The sequence below is a fragment of the Enterococcus sp. 2G9_DIV0600 genome, assembly GCF_002140615.1.
GTDB lineage: Bacteria > Bacillota > Bacilli > Lactobacillales > Enterococcaceae > Enterococcus_D > Enterococcus_D innesii.
Genome location: NZ_NGLL01000002.1, coordinates 457,347 through 479,999 on the forward strand (window position 1 = coordinate 457,347; position 22,653 = coordinate 479,999).

17 protein-coding genes and 1 other annotated feature are annotated in these 22,653 nt (G+C 43.8%); of the genes, 15 read left to right on the forward strand and 2 right to left on the reverse strand.

The genetic code is table 11. The features are described from left to right. Positions 1-184 precede the first annotated feature (184 nt). Positions 185-2,551, forward strand: coding sequence for a phosphoketolase family protein (locus tag A5870_RS15755; protein ID WP_086293898.1), 2,367 nt, complete (start codon positions 185-187; stop codon positions 2,549-2,551). 128 nt (positions 2,552-2,679) lie between these two features. On the opposite strand, the gene A5870_RS15760 is transcribed toward A5870_RS15755, so the two are convergent. After that, positions 2,680-3,600, reverse strand: coding sequence for a LysR family transcriptional regulator (locus tag A5870_RS15760; RefSeq protein WP_005227268.1), 921 nt, complete (start codon positions 3,598-3,600; stop codon positions 2,680-2,682). Positions 3,601-3,726: 126 nt separating this feature from the next. Here A5870_RS15760 and A5870_RS15765 point away from each other — a divergent pair, with 126 nt between their 5' ends. The 12 genes from A5870_RS15765 to A5870_RS15825 all read left to right on the forward strand — a co-directional run bounded on the left by A5870_RS15765 (position 3,727) and on the right by A5870_RS15825 (position 18,800). Further along, entirely contained in the window at positions 3,727-4,881 is a 1,155-nt protein-coding gene (locus tag A5870_RS15765) for a cobalamin-independent methionine synthase II family protein (RefSeq protein WP_005227269.1), read from the forward strand. Positions 4,882-5,007: 126 nt separating this feature from the next. Then, positions 5,008-5,242 (forward strand) — a binding site (T-box leader). A 305-nt stretch (positions 5,243-5,547) separates the two neighbouring features. Beyond that, positions 5,548-6,192 (forward strand): amino acid ABC transporter permease, encoded by a 645-nt coding sequence (locus A5870_RS15775; RefSeq protein ID WP_010748717.1) that lies wholly within the window; start codon positions 5,548-5,550, stop codon positions 6,190-6,192. A gap of 12 nt (positions 6,193-6,204) precedes the next feature. Beyond that, a complete protein-coding gene (locus A5870_RS15780) occupies positions 6,205-6,837 on the forward strand; it encodes an amino acid ABC transporter ATP-binding protein (protein WP_005227272.1) in 633 nt (210 codons plus the stop codon). Between the two features lie 13 nt (positions 6,838-6,850). After that, complete coding sequence (locus A5870_RS15785; protein WP_086293899.1) at positions 6,851-7,654, forward strand: amino acid ABC transporter substrate-binding protein; 804 nt, start codon at positions 6,851-6,853, stop codon at positions 7,652-7,654. A gap of 164 nt (positions 7,655-7,818) precedes the next feature. Then, positions 7,819-10,257 (forward strand): FtsK/SpoIIIE family DNA translocase, encoded by a 2,439-nt coding sequence (locus tag A5870_RS15790; protein ID WP_086293900.1) that lies wholly within the window; start codon positions 7,819-7,821, stop codon positions 10,255-10,257. Positions 10,258-10,298: 41 nt separating this feature from the next. Beyond that, the gene (locus A5870_RS15795) at positions 10,299-11,000 is read left to right on the forward strand and encodes a GntR family transcriptional regulator (RefSeq protein WP_005232219.1); all 702 of its coding nucleotides are present in this window, start codon (positions 10,299-10,301) and stop codon (positions 10,998-11,000) included. Positions 11,001-11,062: 62 nt separating this feature from the next. Then, positions 11,063-11,863, forward strand: a complete 801-nt coding sequence (gene proC, locus A5870_RS15800; RefSeq protein WP_086293901.1) for a pyrroline-5-carboxylate reductase — start codon at positions 11,063-11,065, stop codon at positions 11,861-11,863. A 46-nt stretch (positions 11,864-11,909) separates the two neighbouring features. Beyond that, complete coding sequence (locus A5870_RS15805) at positions 11,910-12,584, forward strand: HAD family hydrolase (protein ID WP_086293902.1); 675 nt, start codon at positions 11,910-11,912, stop codon at positions 12,582-12,584. 47 nt (positions 12,585-12,631) lie between these two features. After that, on the forward strand, positions 12,632-12,856 hold the full coding sequence (locus A5870_RS15810; protein WP_223347157.1) for a hypothetical protein: 225 nt from the start codon (positions 12,632-12,634) through the stop codon (positions 12,854-12,856). Between the two features lie 15 nt (positions 12,857-12,871). Beyond that, complete coding sequence (locus A5870_RS15815; protein ID WP_086293903.1) at positions 12,872-15,577, forward strand: YhgE/Pip domain-containing protein; 2,706 nt, start codon at positions 12,872-12,874, stop codon at positions 15,575-15,577. A gap of 217 nt (positions 15,578-15,794) precedes the next feature. After that, on the forward strand, positions 15,795-17,618 hold the full coding sequence (locus tag A5870_RS15820) for an APC family permease (RefSeq protein ID WP_086293904.1): 1,824 nt from the start codon (positions 15,795-15,797) through the stop codon (positions 17,616-17,618). A 279-nt stretch (positions 17,619-17,897) separates the two neighbouring features. After that, complete coding sequence (locus tag A5870_RS15825) at positions 17,898-18,800, forward strand: alpha/beta hydrolase (RefSeq protein WP_170924062.1); 903 nt, start codon at positions 17,898-17,900, stop codon at positions 18,798-18,800. 449 nt (positions 18,801-19,249) lie between these two features. Here A5870_RS15825 and A5870_RS15830 read toward each other — a convergent pair whose 3' ends face one another. After that, positions 19,250-20,140: an ArsR/SmtB family transcription factor gene (locus tag A5870_RS15830; RefSeq protein WP_086293906.1), complete on the reverse strand. Its 891-nt coding sequence runs from the start codon at positions 20,138-20,140 to the stop codon at positions 19,250-19,252. A 315-nt stretch (positions 20,141-20,455) separates the two neighbouring features. Here A5870_RS15830 and A5870_RS15835 point away from each other — a divergent pair, with 315 nt between their 5' ends. Both A5870_RS15835 and A5870_RS15840 read left to right on the forward strand, forming a co-directional pair. After that, the gene (locus A5870_RS15835; RefSeq protein ID WP_008376109.1) at positions 20,456-21,706 is read left to right on the forward strand and encodes an extracellular solute-binding protein; all 1,251 of its coding nucleotides are present in this window, start codon (positions 20,456-20,458) and stop codon (positions 21,704-21,706) included. Between the two features lie 46 nt (positions 21,707-21,752). Continuing rightward, a complete protein-coding gene (locus A5870_RS15840; protein WP_170924063.1) occupies positions 21,753-22,643 on the forward strand; it encodes a carbohydrate ABC transporter permease in 891 nt (296 codons plus the stop codon). Positions 22,644-22,653: the final 10 nt, after the last annotated feature.

Here is a 22,653-nt window from a genome sequence, read left to right on the forward strand (position 1 = left end):
AAAGAAACCGTTGGCGATGGTCGGCGGTTTCTTTGCGTTTTTCTTAAGCTTTCTTGCCTTCTAGCTGCAAAGTGCGGATAAGCAGACCCCTGAAAGCACCAGCAATCAGCAAAATTGACTTTTAAATATAGGGGGCATAGACTTTTATGTAAGAGTGGAACAATGGACTAAAAGGAGGAGCACAATGAAGACAACCTACGATACACCAGAGTATTATCAGAAAATGAACGCTTGGTGGCGAGCAGCCAATTACCTTTCCGTTGGTCAGATCTATTTGAAAGACAACCCCTTATTGCGCCGCCCCATCGAAGAAAAGGATTTGAAAGTGAATCCAATTGGTCACTGGGGAACGATCGCCGGACAAAATTTTATTTACACCCATCTTAATCGCGTCATCAATAAGTACGACTTAAACATGTTTTATATCGAAGGACCGGGCCATGGCGGACAAGTCATGGTTGCGAATGCTTATTTAGACGGCAGCTACAGTGAGATCTATCCAAAAGCCACCCAAGACGAAGCAGGGATGAAACATCTATTCAAAACCTTCTCTTTCCCAGGTGGGATCGCTTCTCATGCGGCACCTGAAACGCCAGGTTCGATCCATGAAGGCGGCGAGCTAGGCTATTCCATCGCCCACGCTACCGGAGCTATTTTAGACAATCCCGATGTCATTGCAGCAGTAGTGGTCGGTGATGGCGAAGCCGAAACTGGACCATTAGCGGGCAGCTGGTTTTCAAACACCTTTATCAATCCAGTCAATGATGGCGCAATTTTACCTATTTTGCATTTGAATGGCGCCAAAATTGCCAATCCAACGATTTTGGCTCGTAAAAGCGACCAAGATCTCACGAAATATTTTGAAGGCATGGGCTGGACCCCTTATTTCGTAGAAGGGGACGATCCAGAAGCGGTTCATCCGCAATTGGCACAGAAGATGGATCAAGCCATCGAACAGATACACGCGATCCAAGCAGAAGCCCGCAAAGGTTCTGCGGAAGAAGCCGCTATGCCTCATTGGCCTGTTTTGATCGTTCGCACACCAAAAGGTTGGACTGGACCGAAAGTCTGGGATGGCGAGCCGATTGAAGGGGGCTTCCGTGCCCACCAAGTACCGATCCCGGTCAATGCGAAACATATGGAACACGTGGATGCTTTGACGGATTGGCTGCAGTCTTATCGTCCAGAAGAGCTTTTTGACGAAAACGGCCGCATCAAAGCTGAGATTCAAGAATTGGCGCCAAAAGGGGAGCAACGGATGGCTGTCAACCCAATCACCAATGGGGGGATCGATCCGCAACCGCTACGCTTGCCAGATTGGCAAGCACATGCCATTGCGATCGAGACACCAGGGGAAACGACGGCCCAAGATATGATGGTCTTCGGAAAATTTGCCCGTGACGTCATCAAAGAAAATCCTGAAAACTTCCGCATTTTTGGCCCAGATGAAGCCAAATCCAATCGGTTGAACCATGTGTTTGAAGTCACGGACCGCCAATGGTTGGAGCCAAAACATCCTGATTATGATGAATGGCTGTCTTCAGTGGGCCGTGTGATTGATTCACAATTATCAGAACATCAAGCAGAAGGCTTCTTGGAAGGCTATGTGCTGACGGGGCGTCATGGCTTCTTTGCCAGCTACGAGTCGTTCCTAAGAGTCGTTGATTCTATGATCACGCAGCACTTCAAATGGTTACGAAAAGCCCATGATCTGGACTGGCGCAACCCGTACCCCTCATTGAATTTGATCGCTTCATCAACGGTCTTCCAACAAGACCATAATGGGTACACCCACCAAGATCCAGGGATCATGACCCATATTGCAGAGAAAAAAGCCGACTTTGTGCGGGTTTACTTGCCAGCCGATGCCAATAGCTTGATGGCTGTCATGGCAGAAACGCTCGCTTCTGAAGAAAAGATCAATCTAGTGGTTTCTTCGAAACACCCACGTCCGCAGTTTTATTCGGCGGATGAAGCGAAAGTGCTTGTCAAAGATGGCTTGAAAATCATCGACTGGGCATCGACGGATGAAGGACAAGAACCGGACATTGTGATCGCAGCTGCCGGGACGGAACCAAATTTGGAAGCTTTAGCTGCTGTTTCCTTGCTGATTGAAGCCTTTCCAGAGTTGAAAGTCCGCTTCATCAATGTGGTCGATCTATTGAAATTGCGTCGTCCAGAAGTCGATCCTCGTGGGTTGAGCGATGAAGCATTCGAAGCCTACTTTACGAAAGACAAACCGATCGTGTTTGCTTTCCACGGGTATGAAGGACTGATTCGCGACATTTTCTTTGGCCGTCGCAACCAACAGCTTCATATTCATGGTTACCGAGAAAATGGCGACATCACGACACCGTTTGATATGCGGATCCTTTCTGAATTGGATCGCTTCCACTTAGCCAAAGACGCCGCCGAATGGGTCTATGGAGAAAAAGCAACGGACTTTGCCAAAAAAATGGCAGACACCGTTGCGTATCACCATGACTTTATTCGAGAAAACGGCTATGATATCGCCGAAGTCGAAGAGTGGGAATGGAAACCATTGCGTTGATTTTTTCTCCACAACACCAACGTAAGATAATTTAAGAACAGAAGAAGACCAAACAGTACAAAACGATCCGCAACAGGGTCGGGACGCCTTACCAAGGAAGCCCGACCGACTGTCTGCGGATCGTTTTTTTAAAAGACGTCGAAACCGTAATTTTTGATATGCTGTTTCAACAAGGCGAGATAGTCCAAAGCCATCTCGCTCAGTTCCATTTTCTTGTGTTTGAGGTAACCTAGGGTCATCGCATCATCGACTTCCAAAGGAATCGCAACGATTTTTTCATCATTCAGCTCACTGCTGATGATCCCAGAGCTGATGGTATAGCCGTTGAGACCCACCATCAAATTGAAAATCGTGGCACGATCGCTGATGCGAATGTGTTTTTTGCGCTGTAAAGTGCTTAAGATCTCTTCAGAAAAGTAGAAGGAATTGGTTTCCCCTTGTTCGTACGACAGATAGGTATATGGTTCCAAATCAGCTAATGTGATGCTTTTTTTCTGAGTCAGGGGATTTTCTCGGCCGATGAAGACGTGGGGTTTGGCTTCAAATAAAGGAATGAATTGCAGGTCTTTTTCGTGGATCAAACGGGTCAAGACCGTCGTGTTGAAATCATTCAGATAAATGACCCCCAATTCACTCTTAAACGTCTGGATATCATCCAGTACATTTTGTGTCTGGGTCTCTCGCAAGGTGAATTGAAATTCATCTTCCCCTAACTGTTTGACCAGTTCCACGAAGGCGTGGACGACGAAGGCATAGTGTTGTGCGGAAACACTGAAAACATGCTTGCGATGGCTGTCTTTGCGAAAGCGTTCGTCCAAGAGATTGACTTGGTCTAAAACATTTCGAGCATAGTTGAGAAAGGAACGGCCATCATCGGTCAAAGTCACCCCTAATTTACTGCGGTAAAACAGCTGCAGATCATACTCTTTTTCCAACTCTTTCATGGCTTGAGAAAGGGAGGGCTGACTGATGAAAAGCTGTTTAGCGGCTTCATTGAAAGAGCCAGTTTCTACGATTTTTTCCAAATATTCAAGCTGCTGGATACGCATGGGATACAACCTCCTTTTTATGTTATAGGTATTGCCTATGGAATATATAAGTTTATAAGTATTATCTATAGTATAAGATGTTTGCTAGAATAAATCTAACAATTTTGAAAACTTTGTATAGGAGGAATGGATATGGCAACAGACAAATTTCAGCTTGTGGGGTCATTGTTACGACCACAAGATTTATTGGACTACAAAAATCAAATCGAGCATCGGGAGGATATCCGCTACCCGTTTTATGATGCGTTTCCTGGCTACCAAGAAACGGAAGCAAAAGCGATCGCTGACATCATTGCAGCGCAAAAAGAACACGGCATCACAGTCATCACAGACGGCGAACACGGCCGCTCAATGTGGCACCTGGATTTTCTCTGGGGATTAAAAGGCGTTGAGCGCTATATCTCCGATCATGGGTATGCCTTTGAAGATTTGGACGGTGGACATTTTGAGACACGTAAAGACATCGGCATCCGAATCACAGAACCATTATCTGGCAAAAACCATCATTACTTGACGTTGTTTAAAGAAACCAAACGCCAAGCTGGCGACCTGCCAGTCAAAATCACCGTCTGGGGGGCTGCCCACGCCTTTACCGAGCTGACTGTCTTTAACGACCTCGTTGGTGAAGGTCAGGTGTATCCAACGAAAGAAGCCTTGCGGGAAGGGCTGCTTAACGCCTACAAAGAATTCTTGCAGGAATACCGAGAAGCAGGTGGTGAGATCGTTCAGTTCGATGATTGTTTATGGGAATTATTCGCCGAAGACAATGACAAGAGCTTCTTCACCCAAGGCAATGACGGCTTAGAAGCGTTAGCAGATGAATTCGTGGCGATCAACAACGAAGTCGCTGATTACGCCCACGAATTAGGATTAAAAGTCTGGACCCACAATTGTCGCGGCAATTACCAAAGCCGCGCGGCAGCCAGCGGTACTTACAAAGCGATCGCCGAAAAATTCTTGCGTGATCAGCATTATGACCGCTTTTTCCTAGAGTGGGACGATGACCGTGCCGGTGATATCTCGGCTTTAGAAGCGCTGAAAGATCGTCCAGAAGTGGAAGTTGTCTTAGGCTTATTATCCAGCAAAACCGCCACATTAGACGATGAAGAGCGAGTGATCGCTTTATTAGACAAAGCCAGCCAAATCATTCCTAAGGAGCGGCTTTATCTTTCTCATCAATGCGGCTTTGCCTCTTGTGACTGCGGCAATGAGCTTTCGACCGAACAGCAGTGGGCAAAAATCAAGCAAGGACAAGCCTTAGCTGAAGCGTACTTCGGTTAAGCAGTTGCGTCTTCTTTTCCCTGAATCTTCTCCTCGAAATCGGTGCATGCGACAAAGTTTCGAAAATTTCAGAAAAAATGTTTGACATTTTCTTTAAGAGCGAGTAAAGTAAGACACAACTTAATGAAACAGACATCGAAAAGAAGAGTAGCAAGGCTTGCTGTTTGAAGAGAGTCTCTGGTTGGTGCAAAGAGATAACGCATGGTTGTGAAACACATCTTGGAGTCGTTTTTCCGAAAGAAAAGTAGGAGAGACCGGGTTTGCCCGTTACAGCAGCAGTCATTGATTGATGACTTTCTGAGTTCAGTTGCTGTGAAGCACTGATAAACAAAGGTGGAACCGCGTTGATAACGTCCTTTAGCTGTAATGGCTAGGGGACGTTTTTTTTCTCTTTTTTGCGGCTCACCGAAAACCGAAAGTGGAAGGATCACAAAGACTGCACGAGGCCTTTTCCTGTGAAGGAAAGGCAAATTGAGGTGGAACCACGTATCTAGCGTCCTCTGGCAAATGCCAGTGTGCGCTTTTTTTGTTTTTCTTTTTTAGAAAAATGAAATTTGCCAGTTGCCCTCACCAGCCAACGTGCAGCGCCACATAAGCGTCGGAGAAGCCGTCGCTAAGCTGTATCGCTGCTAATCGAAATTGAAACCTATCAAGGAGGAAGTCACCATGTTTGAGTATTTAGTCAATGTTATGCCCCAACTGATTTCAGGAACTGGAATCACCGTTAAATTGTTCGCACTGACCTTAATCGGGTCCATTCCCTTAGGCATCTTGTTGGCCTTTGTTTTAGCCAGTCGCCTGCGTATTTTGAAATTGATCGTGCAAGTCTACGTTTGGTTGATGCGAGGAACGCCTTTATTGCTACAGTTGATCTTCGTATTCTACGGTCTGCCGATCTTAGGGATCGTCTTTGACCGCTTTGAAGCAGCCTTGATCGCCTTTATTATCAATTACGCTGCTTATTTTGCTGAGATTTTCCGTGGGGGGATCCAATCGATTCCAGCCGGACAGTACGAAGCCGCGAAAGTCTTGCGTTTGTCCCCAATCCAAACGATCCAAAAAATCATCATCCCACAAGTCGTCAAGATCACCCTGCCATCTGTCGGCAATGAAGTCATCAATCTTGTCAAAGACACATCCCTCGTTTACATCTTAGGATTGTCAGACGTGATGCGAATCGGGAAAATCGCCATGGAGCGAGACAGTACCTTACTTCCGTTAGTTGGGGTCGGCTTGATCTACTTGGTGATGACAGGCGTCTTTACGTTATTGTTAAAACAAATCGAGACCAAACTGGACTATTACCGTTAGGAGGAACCACGTATGTTAGAACTAAAACAAGTATCAAAATCATTTGGCGCTAAAAAAGTCATCGATCAGCTAGACTTGACGATCGAAGACGGCAGTATCTTAGCGGTGGTCGGTCCTTCCGGTGGCGGGAAAACCACCTTGCTTCGGACACTAGCAGGGTTAGAAACGATCGATTCTGGAAGCTTTTTACTGGATGGCAAAGCCTTTGATCCCACCGACACAAAGGAACAAGAACAAGTCGTCGGTGTCGTCTTCCAAGACTTCCAATTGTTTCCCCACTTATCGGTTTTTGAAAACATCACTTTGGCACCAAAAATGGTGCTAAAACAAGACAAGGCCGCGTATACAGCAAAAGCCGAACAGTTGGCAGAAAAACTAGGGTTAAGTGACCTACTAGCCCAATACCCCTTCCAATTGTCCGGGGGGCAGCGGCAACGGGTGGCTATCGCACGAGCGATGGCGATGAATCCCAAAGTGTTGGCCTATGACGAGCCTACCAGCGCCTTAGATCCAGGCTTGAGACAGCAAGTCGAACAGCTGATCTTGGATCTGAAAAAAGAAGGAGTGACCCAGATCGTGGTGACCCATGATTTGGTTTTTGCCGAAAATATCGGCGATCAATTATTAAAAGTAGCAGGAGAATAAGGGGGAGAACAAAATGAAAAAATTACTATTGACGGGAATCGCAGCAGCAAGTGTATTTTTATTAGGGGCGTGCGGCAGCAGCAATGACACCACAACCAGTGCCGCTGACAAAGAAGAAGTGATCGTCGGCCTAGACGATACCTTCGTACCGATGGGCTTTAAAGACGACCAAGGCAACATCGTTGGGTTTGATGTGGATTTAGCCACAGCTATTTTGGATCTAACAGGAACCAAAGTCAAATTTCAACCAATCGATTGGTCCATGAAAGAAACCGAACTAAGCAATGGCACCATCGATATGATCTGGAACGGGTATACCAAGACCGCAGCTCGTGAAGAAAAAGTATTGTTTACAGATACTTATATGGAAAACAAACAAGTCTTAGTCACAGCGAAATCAAGCGGCATTACTAGCTTTGATGATATGGAGGGCAAAGTCTTAGGTGCCCAAGAAGGTTCTTCTGGTTATGAGACCTTCAATAACCAACCGGAAGTTTTGAAGGATCTCGTAGACGGCAATGACGCAACCTTGTATGCCAGCTTTAATGAAGCCTTTATCGATCTAGAAAACGGTCGGATCGACGGTCTTTTGATCGACCGCGTCTACGCAGAATATTATTTGACTCAAACAGGCAAAACCGCTGACTTCAACGAAATCGAAAGCCCTTTTGAAGCAGAAGATTTTGCTGTAGGTGTGCGGAAAGACGATCAAGCCATGGCAGATAAAATCAATGATGGTTTGAAAGAATTGCAAGACAATGGTACCTTTGCTGAAATCTCTGAAAAGTGGTTTGGCGAAGACGTCACACCAAACTAAAAACAAGTCAACAAGAGGCACTGGCTGCTTAGCAGCTGGTGTTTTTTTCATCATTTAAGAAATTTTCGCGTAAATTCTAGCACCTAACCAAAATTTCTCACAGGAAAACTTTTGTTCGCCTTCTTTTTTCGTTATAATAGGGAAAGATGAAAAGAGGGATAGAAATGGCGCAAAAAAAACGCGCAAAGAAACGCAAAACAAAAAAACAACAAAAACAGCAAGAGAAATTAATGCTGGTCGGCGTCGGCCTGCTCTTTGTCTTGTTTTCGATATTTGGCTTTTTCCATTTAGGTTTTTTAGGAACCTTGATTGCCAACGGGTTTCGGATCGTTGGCGGAAACACGTACCAATTTTTGAGTGTTGCCCTAGCCGCTTATGGTGTCTGGTTAGCGATCAAAACGACCGATGCTCGATTTAAGAGTATTCGGCGAGTGATTGGCTGTGTATTGGTGTATTTTGGTTTACTGATCATCCTCCATGCGCAAATCTTTAGTAATGTGGTGGGAGAACAAGCCAATATCTTCCAAACGACATGGATGACGCTGTTAGGCGATATCCGGCGCAGCCAAGTGACCCAAAATGTCGGGGGCGGAATGATTGGCGCCATGCTTTATGGGGCGACCTATTTTCTTGTTTCCCAGATCGGCAGCTACATCATCGCTGTTTTACTCATGCTGATCGGGGCGTTCTTGTTCAGCCAAATGAGCAGCCACGAGTTAGTGGAGCACCTGCAAGTAGCTGGTGACAAGCTGCAGCGGTTGTTAGAAGGCTCTCCAGAAAAGCAAGCCGAACGAGAAGCCCGCAAAGCGGAACGAGCAGCAGAGAAACAAGCGGCGAAAGAAGCCAAAAAAGAAGCCGAGCGAGCAGCAGTCATGGCGGAGATCAAAGAAAAAAATCAAGTCCGACCAATGACAGAAGACGAAAAATCAGCAAAAGAACAGCAGATGCAAGCGCCAGCTGATTTTGAACCAGAGCAGCTAAGCTTTGTACCCATCGATCACTTCCAGGAACTGCCGCAAGCGGCGGGACCAGAGGCCGCTCAAGCACCACATCCAGCGGGAAACAAACCGGGACCAAGCAAAAAGGTCAATGAAGACGGGGAGATCCTCGATGACGATGGTGAAGTATTGGAATTTGAGATTTCGGAAGAAGCTGAAAATCGTGATTATGAATTGCCTTCAGCGCAATTACTCGATTCGATCCCTTCAACGGATCAAAGCAGCGAGTACAAAAAGATCGAACAAAATATCGGTGTGTTAGAAACTACCTTCCAAAGCTTCGGTGTTGACGCAAAAGTCGTCAAAGCCAGCTTAGGACCAGCAGTAACCAAATTCGAAGTTCAACCAGCAGTAGGGGTCAAAGTCAGCAAAATCGTCGGGTTGACCGATGATATCGCCTTAGCCTTGGCCGCCAAAGATGTCCGGATGGAAGCGCCAATCCCAGGGAAATCATTGATTGGGATCGAAGTTCCAAACAGCGCAGTCAGCATGGTTTCATTCCGAGAAGTGATCGAAGCCCAACCAGATCATCCAGATAAACTATTAGAAGTCCCTTTAGGACGCGACATTTCTGGTCGTGTCCAAACGGCAGACTTAACGAAAATGCCCCATCTCTTGATTGCCGGATCGACTGGGAGCGGGAAGTCCGTAGCCATCAACGGCATCATCACCAGTATTTTGATGCGGGCAAAACCCCATGAAGTCAAATTGATGATGATCGACCCGAAAATGGTTGAATTAAATGTTTACAATGGGATTCCCCATCTCTTGACACCCGTTGTGACCAATCCCCGCAAAGCGGCGCAAGCGTTGCAAAAAGTGGTCAAGGAAATGGAAGAACGCTACGAAAAATTTGCGGCAACTGGGGTCCGAAATATTACTGGCTACAACGATTTAGTGATCAATAAGAATTTAGAAGATGGCGAAAATCGTCCAATCTTGCCATTCATTGTGGTGATCGTCGATGAGTTAGCTGACTTGATGATGGTTGCCAGCAACGAAGTCGAAGATGCCATCATTCGTTTGGCGCAAATGGCACGGGCAGCGGGTATCCATATGATCCTGGCAACGCAACGACCAAGTGTGGATGTCATTACAGGGATCATCAAAGCCAATGTTCCATCACGGATGGCGTTTGCTGTTTCCAGCGGTGTCGATTCGCGGACCATCATTGATGGGAACGGAGCCGAAAAACTGCTGGGACGCGGCGACATGCTGTATTTGCCGATGGGTGAGAACAAACCGATTCGGGTCCAAGGGGCCTTTATTTCCGACCAAGAAGTCGAACGAGTGGTTGAATTCGTGACAGATCAGCAAGAAGCCAATTATGAAGAAAAAATGATGGTCACTGAGGAAGAAACGAGTGCTGGCAGCAGCGGACAACCGCAAGATGAGCTATTCGAAGATGCCAAAGCTCTTGTGGTGGAAATGCAGACCGCCAGCGTTTCTCTCTTGCAGCGACGTTTTCGTATCGGCTATAACCGAGCAGCTCGGTTAGTGGATGAATTAGAAGATCAAGGCGTCGTAGGACCTTCTGAAGGCAGCAAGCCGCGGAAAGTCTTGATCGAGCCGCAACCAGAAGACATTCCTACCTTTGATGAATAAGGAGAACAAGACCAATCCAATGAGAGAAAGGCGAGATAGCAATGAAACGCAAACACATTCTTTACCGTGATGTTGCCGATAAGCTCAAAGAAGACATCATGTCGGGTCGCTACCCGATTGGTTCATTTTTACCGACGGAAACAGAATTGGAAGCTACCTTCAATGTCAGCAAGATCACTGTCCGCAAAGCCATCGAATTGTTAGCGGCAGATGAGTATGTGGAAAAACGCAGCGGACGTGGGACGACGGTTTTAAGCAATCGCCCCTACAACAAGCTGTCAAAAGGCACGACGTTTAGCCAATTGCTTGAAAAGACCGGCAAGGAATACACAAAGAAAAACCTCAGCTATGAATTAGTCGAACTTGCGCCGGAACACCCTGCGTATTCTTTGATGGGCAAAGAAGTCATGCGTTTACGTCGCATGTACTATTTTGACCACCAACCCTTTATTTACTATGAGTACCATTTGCCAAAGCAACTAAAGGGAACCTCCATTGAGGTCTTTGAAGAAAAATCATTGTATCGCCTATTGGATGAACATCGAATGATCATCGATCGCTTTCAAGATGCGTTTGTGGCGACGACATTGACCGAAGAGCAGCAGAAGTTTATGATCACACCGGAAGTCGCTGCCTTGAAACGAACCCGTTATTCGTATGATCTACAAGGAGAAGTGGTAGAATATACAGAAGGGATCTATAACACCGCCTTGCATCCGTATATGATCGAGTTTGAAGCCTAGTCATTGATTAGGCTTTTTTAGCAAAAAGTGGTACCAAAATCAGAAGTGGAGCGTGAAAATACATGAGAAAAATCGCCTTTTTAGGAGCCGGTAACATGGCAAAAGCCATCATCAACGGCTTGATTGCAGCAAAGCTGTATGAACCAGCAGAGATCTTGGTTTATAACCATCGCTACGAGCCGACTTTGGCACAATTAGAAAAAGAAACTGGGATCACTGGGACAACTAATCTAGCAGATGTCACCGAAAAAGGGGAGATCCTCGTCTTAGCAGTCAAACCTTTTGTCTTTCCCCGCTTGCTTGCTGATTTAAAAGCAGGATTGACTGAGGAACATTTACTAGTATCCATTGCCGCGGGTGTGACGATCGCGCAAATGGAAGAAATCATCGGTGCGCACAAAATCGTGCGGGTCATGCCAAATACCCCCGCACTTGTTGGCGAAGGCATGTCTTCTATCAGCCCCAACGGCCAAGTAACGGAAGCCGAAGCCAACGAAGTCAAACAGCTTTTTGAAAGCCTTGGGAAAGCCGAGCAAGTACCAGAAAGCATGATCGATGCAGTCATTGGTGTCAGTGGTTCTTCACCAGCCTACACGTATTTGTTCATTGAAGCTTTGGCAGATGGAGCAGTGGCAGAAGGAATGCCGCGACCGATGGCGTATGAATTTGCTGCTCAAGCGGTATTAGGCGCAGCGAAGATGGTACTAGAGACGAAGGAACACCCAGGTGTTTTAAAGGATCGTGTCAGCTCGCCTGGAGGCACAACGATCCAAGCAGTCAAAACATTAGAGGAAAATGGCTTTCGTGCGGCTGTCATCAAAGCAGTGCAAGTAGCTGCTGATAAAAGTCGGGAGATGTCTTGATCCCCAGTGAGTGAGGAAAAAATCTTAGCAAAACGAAGGAGCGTTTATGAAAGAACTTTTGATTTTTGATTTTGATGGATTGTTAGTCGATACTGAAAGAGTCTATTTTGATGGGTGGTTGGCTCTATTTAAAAAGTATCAGCTTCCGATTACAGCCGCTGATATTTTTGGTTGGCGTGGTCAAAGTTGGCAACAGACGGCTAGTAAACTAGCCGACCTCGTAGGTGGTCAGCAGCGGGTGCAGGAATTACGAGCAGAACGGGAAGTCTATATTGCCCAGCAAATAACCGATGGCACCTTCAAAACCAAACCCTATGCGAAAGAAACCATCGCATTGGCTCGGGAGAAAGGCTTCCAAACGGCACTAGCCACCTCGACGATGAAAAAAAGAGCCTCTGAATTGTTGGCGCATTTCGATTTGTTGCAGGCCTTTGACTATCAGACCTTTGGCGATGATGTCTCCGCCCATAAACCTGATCCAGCACCTTACTTGCTGACTTTAGAAAAAGCGCAAGTCGCAGCAGAAAAAGCATTAGTCATGGAAGATTCTCTTGTGGGAGCAACAGCTGCGACACGTGCGGAGATCGATGTCGTGTTGATTCCCGATCAAAGTTTTGATCAAGTCTACTCCCCAGAAGAGAAGGCCGGACTTCAGTTATATGGCGAAGCCACCTCACTGAAATATGTGTATGATTTATTGGCAAAGGATCAACTGAAATAACACCTAAAAAAGCTTCCTTTTCGTTGCAGAAAAAGGAAGCTTTTTTTGTGAAGAAAAGACCGGTAAAAAAACAGTTCAAAGGATATGAGTGGTTTGTTTTTCGCCATCATGGTAAAGTTAAAGAAAGTTTAACAATAAGCGAAAAAAAACAAAAAGTAAAGGGGTTTCATTTTGACAAAAACGTCCATTTGTCAAAAGGACTTTTCTTGGTCGATCGTAGCCGTTGGCGGCGGGGGAAAAACATGGTAAATTATCCTTCGACGAAGAACTAGTGGGGGAAGAAAAAAATGAATAAACTAAAGAATGTTTTCTATTTATATAAACTGGACTGGAAACGAATTTTCAGCAATCCAATCTCTGCATTTTTGATCATTGCCTTAATGATCTTGCCCTCGCTTTATGCGTGGTTCAATATCAAAGCACTTTGGGATCCATATGGCAACACCAGTGAATTGCCAATCGCCGTGTATAGTGCGGATAAAGGGGCAGAATTTCAAAGCAAGCATATCGATATCGGTGATGAAGTCATCGACACCCTCCATGATAACAAACAGTTAGGCTGGCGTTTCGTGGATTCAAAAGAGGACTTGGTAGAAGGGGTCAAATCAGGAAAATATTACGCCGGTATTTATCTGCCAGCTGATTTTTCAGATGATCTGATCAGCTTTACCAGCGGGACAATTGAAAAACCGACGATCGAGTATTACAGTAACCAAAAAATCAATGCCATCGCACCAAAAATCACCGAAAAAGGAGCCAGCAGTCTTCAAGAAGAAATCTCACAAAACTTTATTGAGACTGCCAGTTCCACGTTAATAAAAGTCTTCAATGAAATCGGCTATGACATTGATTCCAACTTAGTCAGCATCAACAAAGTCAAATCCATGATCTTAGATACCGATGACAATTTGGCTACGATCGACGGTTATACGAAAGAGATCGTCACCTTGCACGATAAGTTTCCAGAAATCAAAGAAAAGATCGCAAAAGCCGAAGAATTTACCGATTATATCCCGCAAGTGGATGCCATGGGGGAAAAGCTGATTGGCCTAAACGATAAGCTGCCGACATTGAAGAAAGAAGCCAGCATCATTTTGACCTTGCAAGAAAAGATCCCAGAGATCCAAAATGCCGGCAAACAATTGAAGATGATCGATGATGATTTTGATGACATTGCCAGCACCATGACGGACGGCATCGATACCGCCAAACAAGGACTGCAAGTCATCGAACAAGTTCAAGCAGCGTTACCACAGATCGAACAACTAGGCGACCAAGCCGCCAGCTTCGCCACAGCGACCAAAGATGGGGCGCAACAGTTGCAAGATGCCCTGCCAAGTATTTCTAGCAGTGTGAAGGTGACGATTCAGTCGATCAGTCAAGTGGCAACCACCACTGCTGGGCTGACAAGTACGATTCGTCAAGCACTCGCTGACAATGAACTAACGGATGAAGAGCGTCAAGCGATCAGTGCAACGATCACTGACTTTCAAAAGAACATCCAGCAACAACAAGCAGCCTTGGATTCCTTGATTGCCTTTTTAACCAATATTCAGAATTCCGGTAGTAACGCCGATTTAGAAGGTATCATTACGCAACTAAGCAATGCTAAAACATCGCTAGGAGTTTTATCTGACCGCTTATCGCAATTGAATAACCTTGTTCAAAATGGGTCTGTTGATGAAATTACAGCGTATCTCGATCAAGTTACCGCAGCTGCTCAAAACATTGCTGATCTTATGAACAGCATCAATGTTGATTCAATCACTGCAACCATCAACAACATTCTAACTGAACTAATCAAAACCATCACCACCGCCGAAGATGTCTTGAAAAAAGCCCAAGAGATCGATTTTGACTCGTTGCTGTCTTCCACCAAATCAGTGGTCAGCAATGCCGTGACGATTTTGGAAAAATACCAAAAAGAATTGCCTGCCATCAAGCAAGAATTGCACGATGCCAATACGATGCTGAATGGTCACATGGATGAGATCGTCAATGCCATCAACAAAGGAGCCGACCTTTACAACAACGAATTGCCAGTTGTAGAAGAAAAATTAGGGTTGGCCGTAGACTTCTTGCAAAACGATTGGCCAACCATCAAATCAGAAATCAGTTCTACGATGGCGATGGTGGATGAAAAACTGCCAGAAGTTGAAAAAGCCTTGGATGCGGCCGTTGATTTAATCAATAACGATTGGCCAAGTATCAAAGCAGGCATCCACAAAGCCGCTGATGCGATCCGAGCAGGCGAAAATGAAGTCGATCTCGGGGAAGTCATCAAATTATTGAAACTTGATGCCACGGATGAAGCCGACTTCTTCAAACAACCAGTGGAATTAAAAAGCAATGAAATCTACCCAATCGCCAACAATGGTTCAGCTAGCACACCATTTTATACCGCATTGTGTTTGTGGGTAGGGGCATTATTGTTGTCAAGTGTCGCTACAACGGAGTATCATTTAGAGAAGAAAGACAAAAAACGCTTTACCCAACGTGAAACCTTTGTGGCACGAATGCTGACGTTCTTGACGATGGCAGTCGCCCAAAGTTTGATCGTGACCCTAGGAAATATGTTTTTATTAGGCGTCGATGTCCACAACCCTGTGTACAGTGTCTTCTTCGCATTACTCGTCGGACTCGCCTTTATGATGATCGTCTACGTACTGGCGGGACTGTTCGGCAACCTCGGGAAAGGGATCGCCATCATTATTTTGGTTCTCTCCATTTCAGGTGGGGGAGGAAACTACCCAATCCAAGTCTCTGGGAAGTTCTTCCAATTCATTAATCCGCTACTGCCATTTACCCATGCGGTCAATCTGTTAAGAGAATCAGCCGGTGGGATCTATTGGCCAAATGCTATCCCGCAGTTGATCATTTTAACGATTTTGTTCCTAGTCTTTGGGATCGTCGGTACGTACGCGTATCCTTATCTAGTCAACTCTACGAAGAAACTAAGTGACATTTCCAAAGAAAGTCATTTCTTCCACTAAAATCTTAAAGCAGAAAGAGCATTTGTTCTTTCTGCTTTTGTGCCATCACGTGAAATTTCTAATAATCAAAAGAGGGAAAAAGGGTCGTTTTTTCATCTGATTTTCATTGACTTTTCGCGGTTACAAGAGTAGCATACAGTCTTGATAATTCAATATTTGTGAGGATATCGTTACAAGTTTAACGAAGGATTTTTTCATGAAAAGGAGTGTAGAAAAAGTGGAGTATTTGAAACGTTTGTTGGTCGGACGTCCATTGAAATCCGCAGAGAATGATGAACAAAAACTGAGCCGGACGGCGGCCCTTGCGTTGCTATCTTCTGATGCTTTGTCTTCGATTGCTTATGGGACAGAGCAGATCGTTGTCGTATTAGTGGCACTTTCCGCTGCTGCTATCTGGTATTCATTGCCGATCGCTGCTTTTGTTATTATTCTTTTGATTTCATTGACCTTGTCTTACCGCCAGATCATTCATGCTTACCCTCACGGCGGTGGGGCATATGTAGTAAGTAGTGAAAATTTAGGGAAAAATGCGGGCCTGATTGCCGGCGGCTCTCTATTGATCGATTATATGCTGACAGTAGCAGTATCCGTCTCAGCAGGGGCGGAAGCCATCACTTCTGCTGTGCCAGCGTTGTTCGGCCATCAAGTGGCCATTTCTGTCGTGATCGTACTCTTGATCATGATGATGAATCTGCGAGGGCTGCGAGAATCAGCTAGCTTCTTAATGATTCCTGTCTACACCTTTATCGCAGTGATCACAGTCTTGATCGTGGTCGGCTTGTACAACATCGTAACTGGTGCGCAACCGTTAAATGCAACCGCACTACCGGGAGCGGTTGTACCTGGGGTATCCGTGGCCTTGATTTTACGGGCTTTCTCATCAGGTTCCTCTTCTTTGACAGGGGTCGAAGCGATCAGTAACGCTGTGCCGTTTTTCAAAAAACCACGGGCGAAAAATGCAGCTGGGACCTTGACGATCATGGCTGCGATCTTAGGGTTCTTCTTCGTCGGTATCACTTTTATCAACTATTGGTACGGTATCGTACCAGAAGCAGAAGTGACCGTCCTATCTCAAATCGGCTCTGCTGTTTTTGGTCATGGGTTTATGTACTACGTTTTGCAATTTGCCACAGCGCTGATTTTAGCAGTTGCCGCAAATACCGGATTTTCAGCCTTCCCCGTGTTGGCGTATAACTTAGCCAAAGACAAATATATGCCACACATGTATCAAGACCGTGGGGATCGTCTCGGCTACTCAAACGGGATCATCACCTTAGCTGCTGGTTCCATCGTCCTATTGTTTATCTTCCAAGGATCGACCGAGCGTTTGATTCCGTTGTATTCTATCGGGGTATTCATTCCTTTTGCACTATCCCAAAGCGGAATGGTCGTCAAATGGAAAAAAGAAGGCAAAGGCTGGTTCTTTAAATCGATCGCCAACATCATTGGGGCTTTGATTTCTTTTGCGATCATTGCCATCTTGTTCGTGTATCGCTTAGGCGATATTTGGCCATTCTTCATTATCATGCCGATCCTCTTGTATATCTTTTACAAGATCCATGATCATTATAAAAAAGTCGCAGAACAGCTGCGATTGGAAAAACAAGAAGCACTGCATGTCTATGAAGGAAATACCGTGATCGTTCTCGTCGGAAATGTTACCCGAGTAAATATCGGCGCATTGAACTATGCCCAATCGATTGGTGATTATGTCGTGGCGATGCACGTCTCGTTGGATGAAGATGTGAAGAAAGAAAAAGAGATCGAACAAGAATTTAAGCAAAAATTCCCAGACGTGCGTTTCTCCGTCGTTCATTCTTCGTATCGTTCGATTGAAAACCCCATCTTGCGTTATGTGGATCTAGTCAGCCGCAATGCAGCCAAACACAATTACACAACGACCGTCATCATCCCACAGTTTGTCCCAAGACGTCGCTGGCAAAATATTTTGCACAACCAAACAAGCCTGCGCTTGCGTTTCAGACTCTCTTGGCGTGAGAACATCATTGTAAGTACGTACAGTTACCATTTGAAGAAATAACGAAAAGCTGATTGATCCTTTGTAGGATCAACCAGCTTTTTTCGTTTTCCTTGATGCTGCAGAGCTAAGAAGCGATTGAGGAGGGGCGAAAGTCGCTCTTTCATTGCGGGAAATAAATATGAAAGTTATAGAAACTGTATGTAGGCTTTCTAGTAACAATTTTTTCAATCTGTTTAAGGAAAAATTTGTGAGTTTAGAAAATAAAAGAGATTGACAAGAGCGCGAGAAAGCGCTATTTTTGAAACAATATTAGTTAAAGTCGAAATGATGGAGGAAGAAATGAGTTCCAAGAATAACAGTATGGTGAATAAGTCTCGAGCAAAGATCGACGGAATGGTAATAATCCCTGGAGATCCTAAAAATATTCGAGGCAAAATCGAAGCACAAGACAGCTATTATCAAACCCAAGATGGTAAAAAAAGACGTATCCGCATGATGTTTCCCGAACAGCAAAACAAAAAGAAGAAATATCCCCTTGTTTTTCATATCCAAGGATCTGCATGGATGAAGCAAAATCTAAATAATCATTTGCTAGATTTAAAAGAAGTGGTAACAAATGGCTATATTGTGGCTATTATCGAGTATACTCCGATTCCTGAGGGGATTTTCCCAAAGCAAGTGGAAGATTGTAAGCAAGCAATTCGTTTTTTAATGACAAAAGCTGAAGAATACTCTATAGATACAACGAACTTGTTTTTATCAGGTGATTCCAGCGGGGGACACACTGCTTTATTGTGTTGGGCAACTTGGAATCAACCTTTGTTAGACTCTTCGACAACTCCCTTACCACCAATTAGAGGATGTATCGATTTATATGGAGTTTCAGATTTAACGACGATTGCTGATTACCCTTCTTCCGTAGACCATACTCATATTGAAAGTCCCGAGAGTCAATTACTGGGTGGGAAAATACCAAAAGATCATAAAGAAGAAGCTGAAAAAGCATCTGTACCTTATTACCTGAAGAAAAATAAACAATTAGCCCCCTTACTAATCATGCATGGCAATCTTGATACAGTGGTGCCATTTGAACAAAGTGTCGAATTATTTGCTCACTGTCAATCGTATGAAGTAACAGCTGAATTTTATGCTATAGATAATGCGGATCACGGCGGCAGTCTTTTCTTCTGTGAGGCTGTACTAAAAAACATCGTGTCTTTCTTAAAAAAATATACGCAATAGATGAGCGATAGTTTACTAGTCACAAGGTAATAATCTAAGCAATGCTAGATTTGAATATGAGTGATTGAGTTTGATCGGTGTCTTCAAAAGGAGACATGCTGATCAACTCTTTTTTTTGTTTACTTGAATACTGAAAAGAGTCTAACTCTTTCAAGAAACGCACTTTGTCTAACCACTGGATTGAAATTTTTAGATCATGGATAAAGCTGCTGAGGTGAAGGTTTAACTTGAAAACTTATTTTTCAAGAATAAATCAACTTTGCATAGATGCGTTACGGTTTCATTTAAAACCCTGTAATAAATAAATTTAAATAGTTTAAATTCTTGAATTATTTATTCAGTAGGACAGGCCTTACTGGAAATCAGTTTTTAGACTAATTTTTGGGATACGAAATAAAAGCGACTTTATATGCAGCTTCGTTCTAATAGACAATTCCTTATTAGTTGTTTTAGCTATAAAACATTTTTAGTTTGATATCTTGATCGTAATTCCCAAACCCCTTGCCAAAGAGGGTACAACCGCCGACATGCTCGGCATCTTCTTTGACTTCCACTTTTAAATGCCACGTATCTTCGTAGGCAGGTATATCCTTGATCGTAATGTCGGAAAGAGGAACACCTTCCATGTAGGTTCCGTGATCCATGATGCGGATCGTCTTCAATAACCCGTACTGATTGAGATTGTCTGGATACCAATCCGGTGTATACTTGCCGCGAATATCTGCAAAATCCCCTGGGCTAGTCCATGTACCAAGCTCCACACCATTTAAGCTGAAGGTGATATCTGACGGCCAGTTGTTATTGGAAAAAGGAAATTCAGACGAAACCTCCATTGAAATCTCCATCATTTCGAGTTTTTCTTCTTTTGCTAAGAAGTTTGGCGATTGGTATTCGACAAATCCTTTCGTAAACCACAAGATGCGGGCATCCATTCGTCGGGGATCCATGAAAAATTTCGGTTCATCCACCATTCCCACAAAATCAGCTGAAGTAGCAAGCCCGCACGTTGGTTCTACCGAATAATTTGTATAATGACCGATCGGTATCGCCGTTTCTTTCGTATCAAAGGCATTAAAGATTTTCTCAGGAAAGTTGATATCGATATGATCCACTCTCAAACTGGAAATCTTTTTTTGCCCCACACGCTCTGTTTTGATGATTTTGGCTTCCTCTAATTTTTTGATGTGCATCGTAACGATGGCACTACTTAAGCCTAACTCTTGTGCCAACTCTTTGACATTCATCTTGTTTTTAGCCAGCAATTGAATGATTTTGATTCGCACATTACTGGCAAGTGCCTCATAGACAGGCAATGCTTCTTGATTGATTTCTAATTGCATCGTGTCACCTCCGCATAAACTGTTTGATTTACTTGAATGTTAACATATTTGCTAATTTGTGTAAATAGCGTTGTTTATTTCGTTAGTTATTAATATAATTATTAATTAATATAGATATTATCTTGAATAAATTAATCAAAATATTGTTGACAGCGATTACAAATCAAGTTATGATTTATTTGTAAATTGAAAGTGTTTGCAAACGCTAGAAATGAATAATGCAATTATAAATGCTGGGATAGCAAATAAGAGAAGGAGGATAGGCGTGTTCGGCTTCAAAGACCAAAATTCAATTTCTATGAAAGAGGGAAAAACATGAAGAAGAAACTTATTATTATTGGTGCTTTAGTTGCAGTCGTTGCAGTTGCCCTTATTGGTTTTAATCGTTATCAGGCAGCGGAAAAAGAAAAATACACGATTAATTTTTGGTCACCCCTTACCGGTGATGATGGCGCTTATATGGATCAGATCGTAAATGAATTCAATGAACAATCAGGTTCCGATTATACAATCAATCATGTGATCACGTCTGATATGTATACTAAATTAAGTACGGTTGTTAGTTCTAAAAGTGGGATTCCAGATTTGACTTTGATGCATTCTTATAAAGTAGAGGAATTTGTCAATTCCGATATTATTGATCCGGTTGATCGTCTGGTTTCTTATCAACCTGAGTTAGAAGAAAGCAATTATTTAGATACAGCGTGGAATGCAGGAAAAATCGGCGATACTCAATATACGATCCCATTAGATATCCATGCCAGTGCCATGTATTACAATCAAGATCTTTTAGAAAAATACAATGTCACTTCTTGGCTAGACGATAACATCGTGACGTTTGATGAAATGATGTCATTAGCAGGGCAGATGGAAGAAGGCGATTATGTCGTAAATAATGCGTTACTTTCTTGGGTTATCTTAGCGCAAATCCGTAACTTAGGTGGCGCAATTTCTGACGATGCTGGGAACCCGACGGTGAATACGCCAGAAATGAAAGAAGCGTTAGAAAAAATTAAAGCGTTAACAGATGCAGGTTTGATGACACCTTATGGAGAAGATGGGTATTTGATGTTCCAAGGCGGAAACGTACTCTTATCAACAGATGGTACTTGGACTTCCACCGCTCATGATGCGGTTGAGGGCTTGAATTGGGGTGTAACAAATATTTATTCGACTTCAGATGACATCGCAACTAACCGAGCAGCTTCTCATATGTTTGGCATGTTGAAGAGTGAAAGCAGAACAGAAGAAAAAGAAGAAGTAATCGCACAATTTTTAGAATTTGTTCGTACAAACTCGATCGAATGGGCAAAAGCCGGACAAATCGTTGCAAGTAAAGATATTTTAGAAAGTGATGATTACCAACAATACCCACAATCATTCTTTACTTCTACACCAGAGGAAGAAGAAACACTTTACATCTTTGACTACGTTTATTTCTCTTATGTCTTAGAAGCATTAGATGTTTATAGTACAGATATCGCTTACGGTGAATTAGATATGGATGAAGGATTAGCAACGATGCAACAATATGTCGAAGATAAGATTGCAGAAGTAGCTAGATAAGTGAAGGGGGGATAATTCTATCCCCTTTTCCAATTTTTAGAAGGGAATGAAAGGAATGAAAAAAAAGAGCATTAACTGGGCATCGATCGCATTCATTGGACCACACATGGTACTCTTTATTATTTTTGTATGTATTCCAACGATCTATGGTATTTATGCTTCATTTACGCAATGGAATTTGATCTCTGATCCAGTCTGGGTCGGTTTTAGCAACTATAAAACATTATTGTTTGATAGTTCCTCGACATTCTATACCCAATTTTGGAATGGTTTGAAAAATACCTTTATTTTCGTTTTGATCATGGTGCCGTTACAAATCATCATTCCACTGATGATTGCAGCTGCATTGCAACATAAAAAAGTGAAGCTGAAAGGACTTTTTCAAGCAATTCTATATATTCCAGGTCTTATCTCTGTTTCAGCAGGTTCTTTGATCTGGTCATTGATTTTCCACTCTCGATTAGGTGCCGTCAATAATATTTTTGGGTTCGATTTCTCTTGGGCTTCGCGACAACCCTATGCATGGATCTTGATTTTTGTTGTCAGCATTTGGGGAGCGATCGGTGGTAACATGATCATTTATCGCTCAGCTTTAGCGGGTGTCAATGAAGACCTTTATGAAGCGGCAGAGATCGACGGAGCGGGAGCGTTTCAAAAATTCTTGAATGTGACCTTGCCATCTATTCGCTTTCCACTGTTATATACGATCGTGATGACAACTGCTGGAGCATTTAATGTCTTTGCACAGCCTTTGATGATGACAGGTGGAGGTCCAAACCAAAGCACGACTGTATTGATGATGTATATCCGCTCACTGGCTTTTAGTCAAGGAGAATCAATTGCAGGAATGGCTTCGGCGATGGCAGTCATCTTAGGATTGATCATTATGTGTGTGTCCGTATTTCAATATTTTCTTTTAGATAGAAGCAATACTTAAGGGGGCAAAA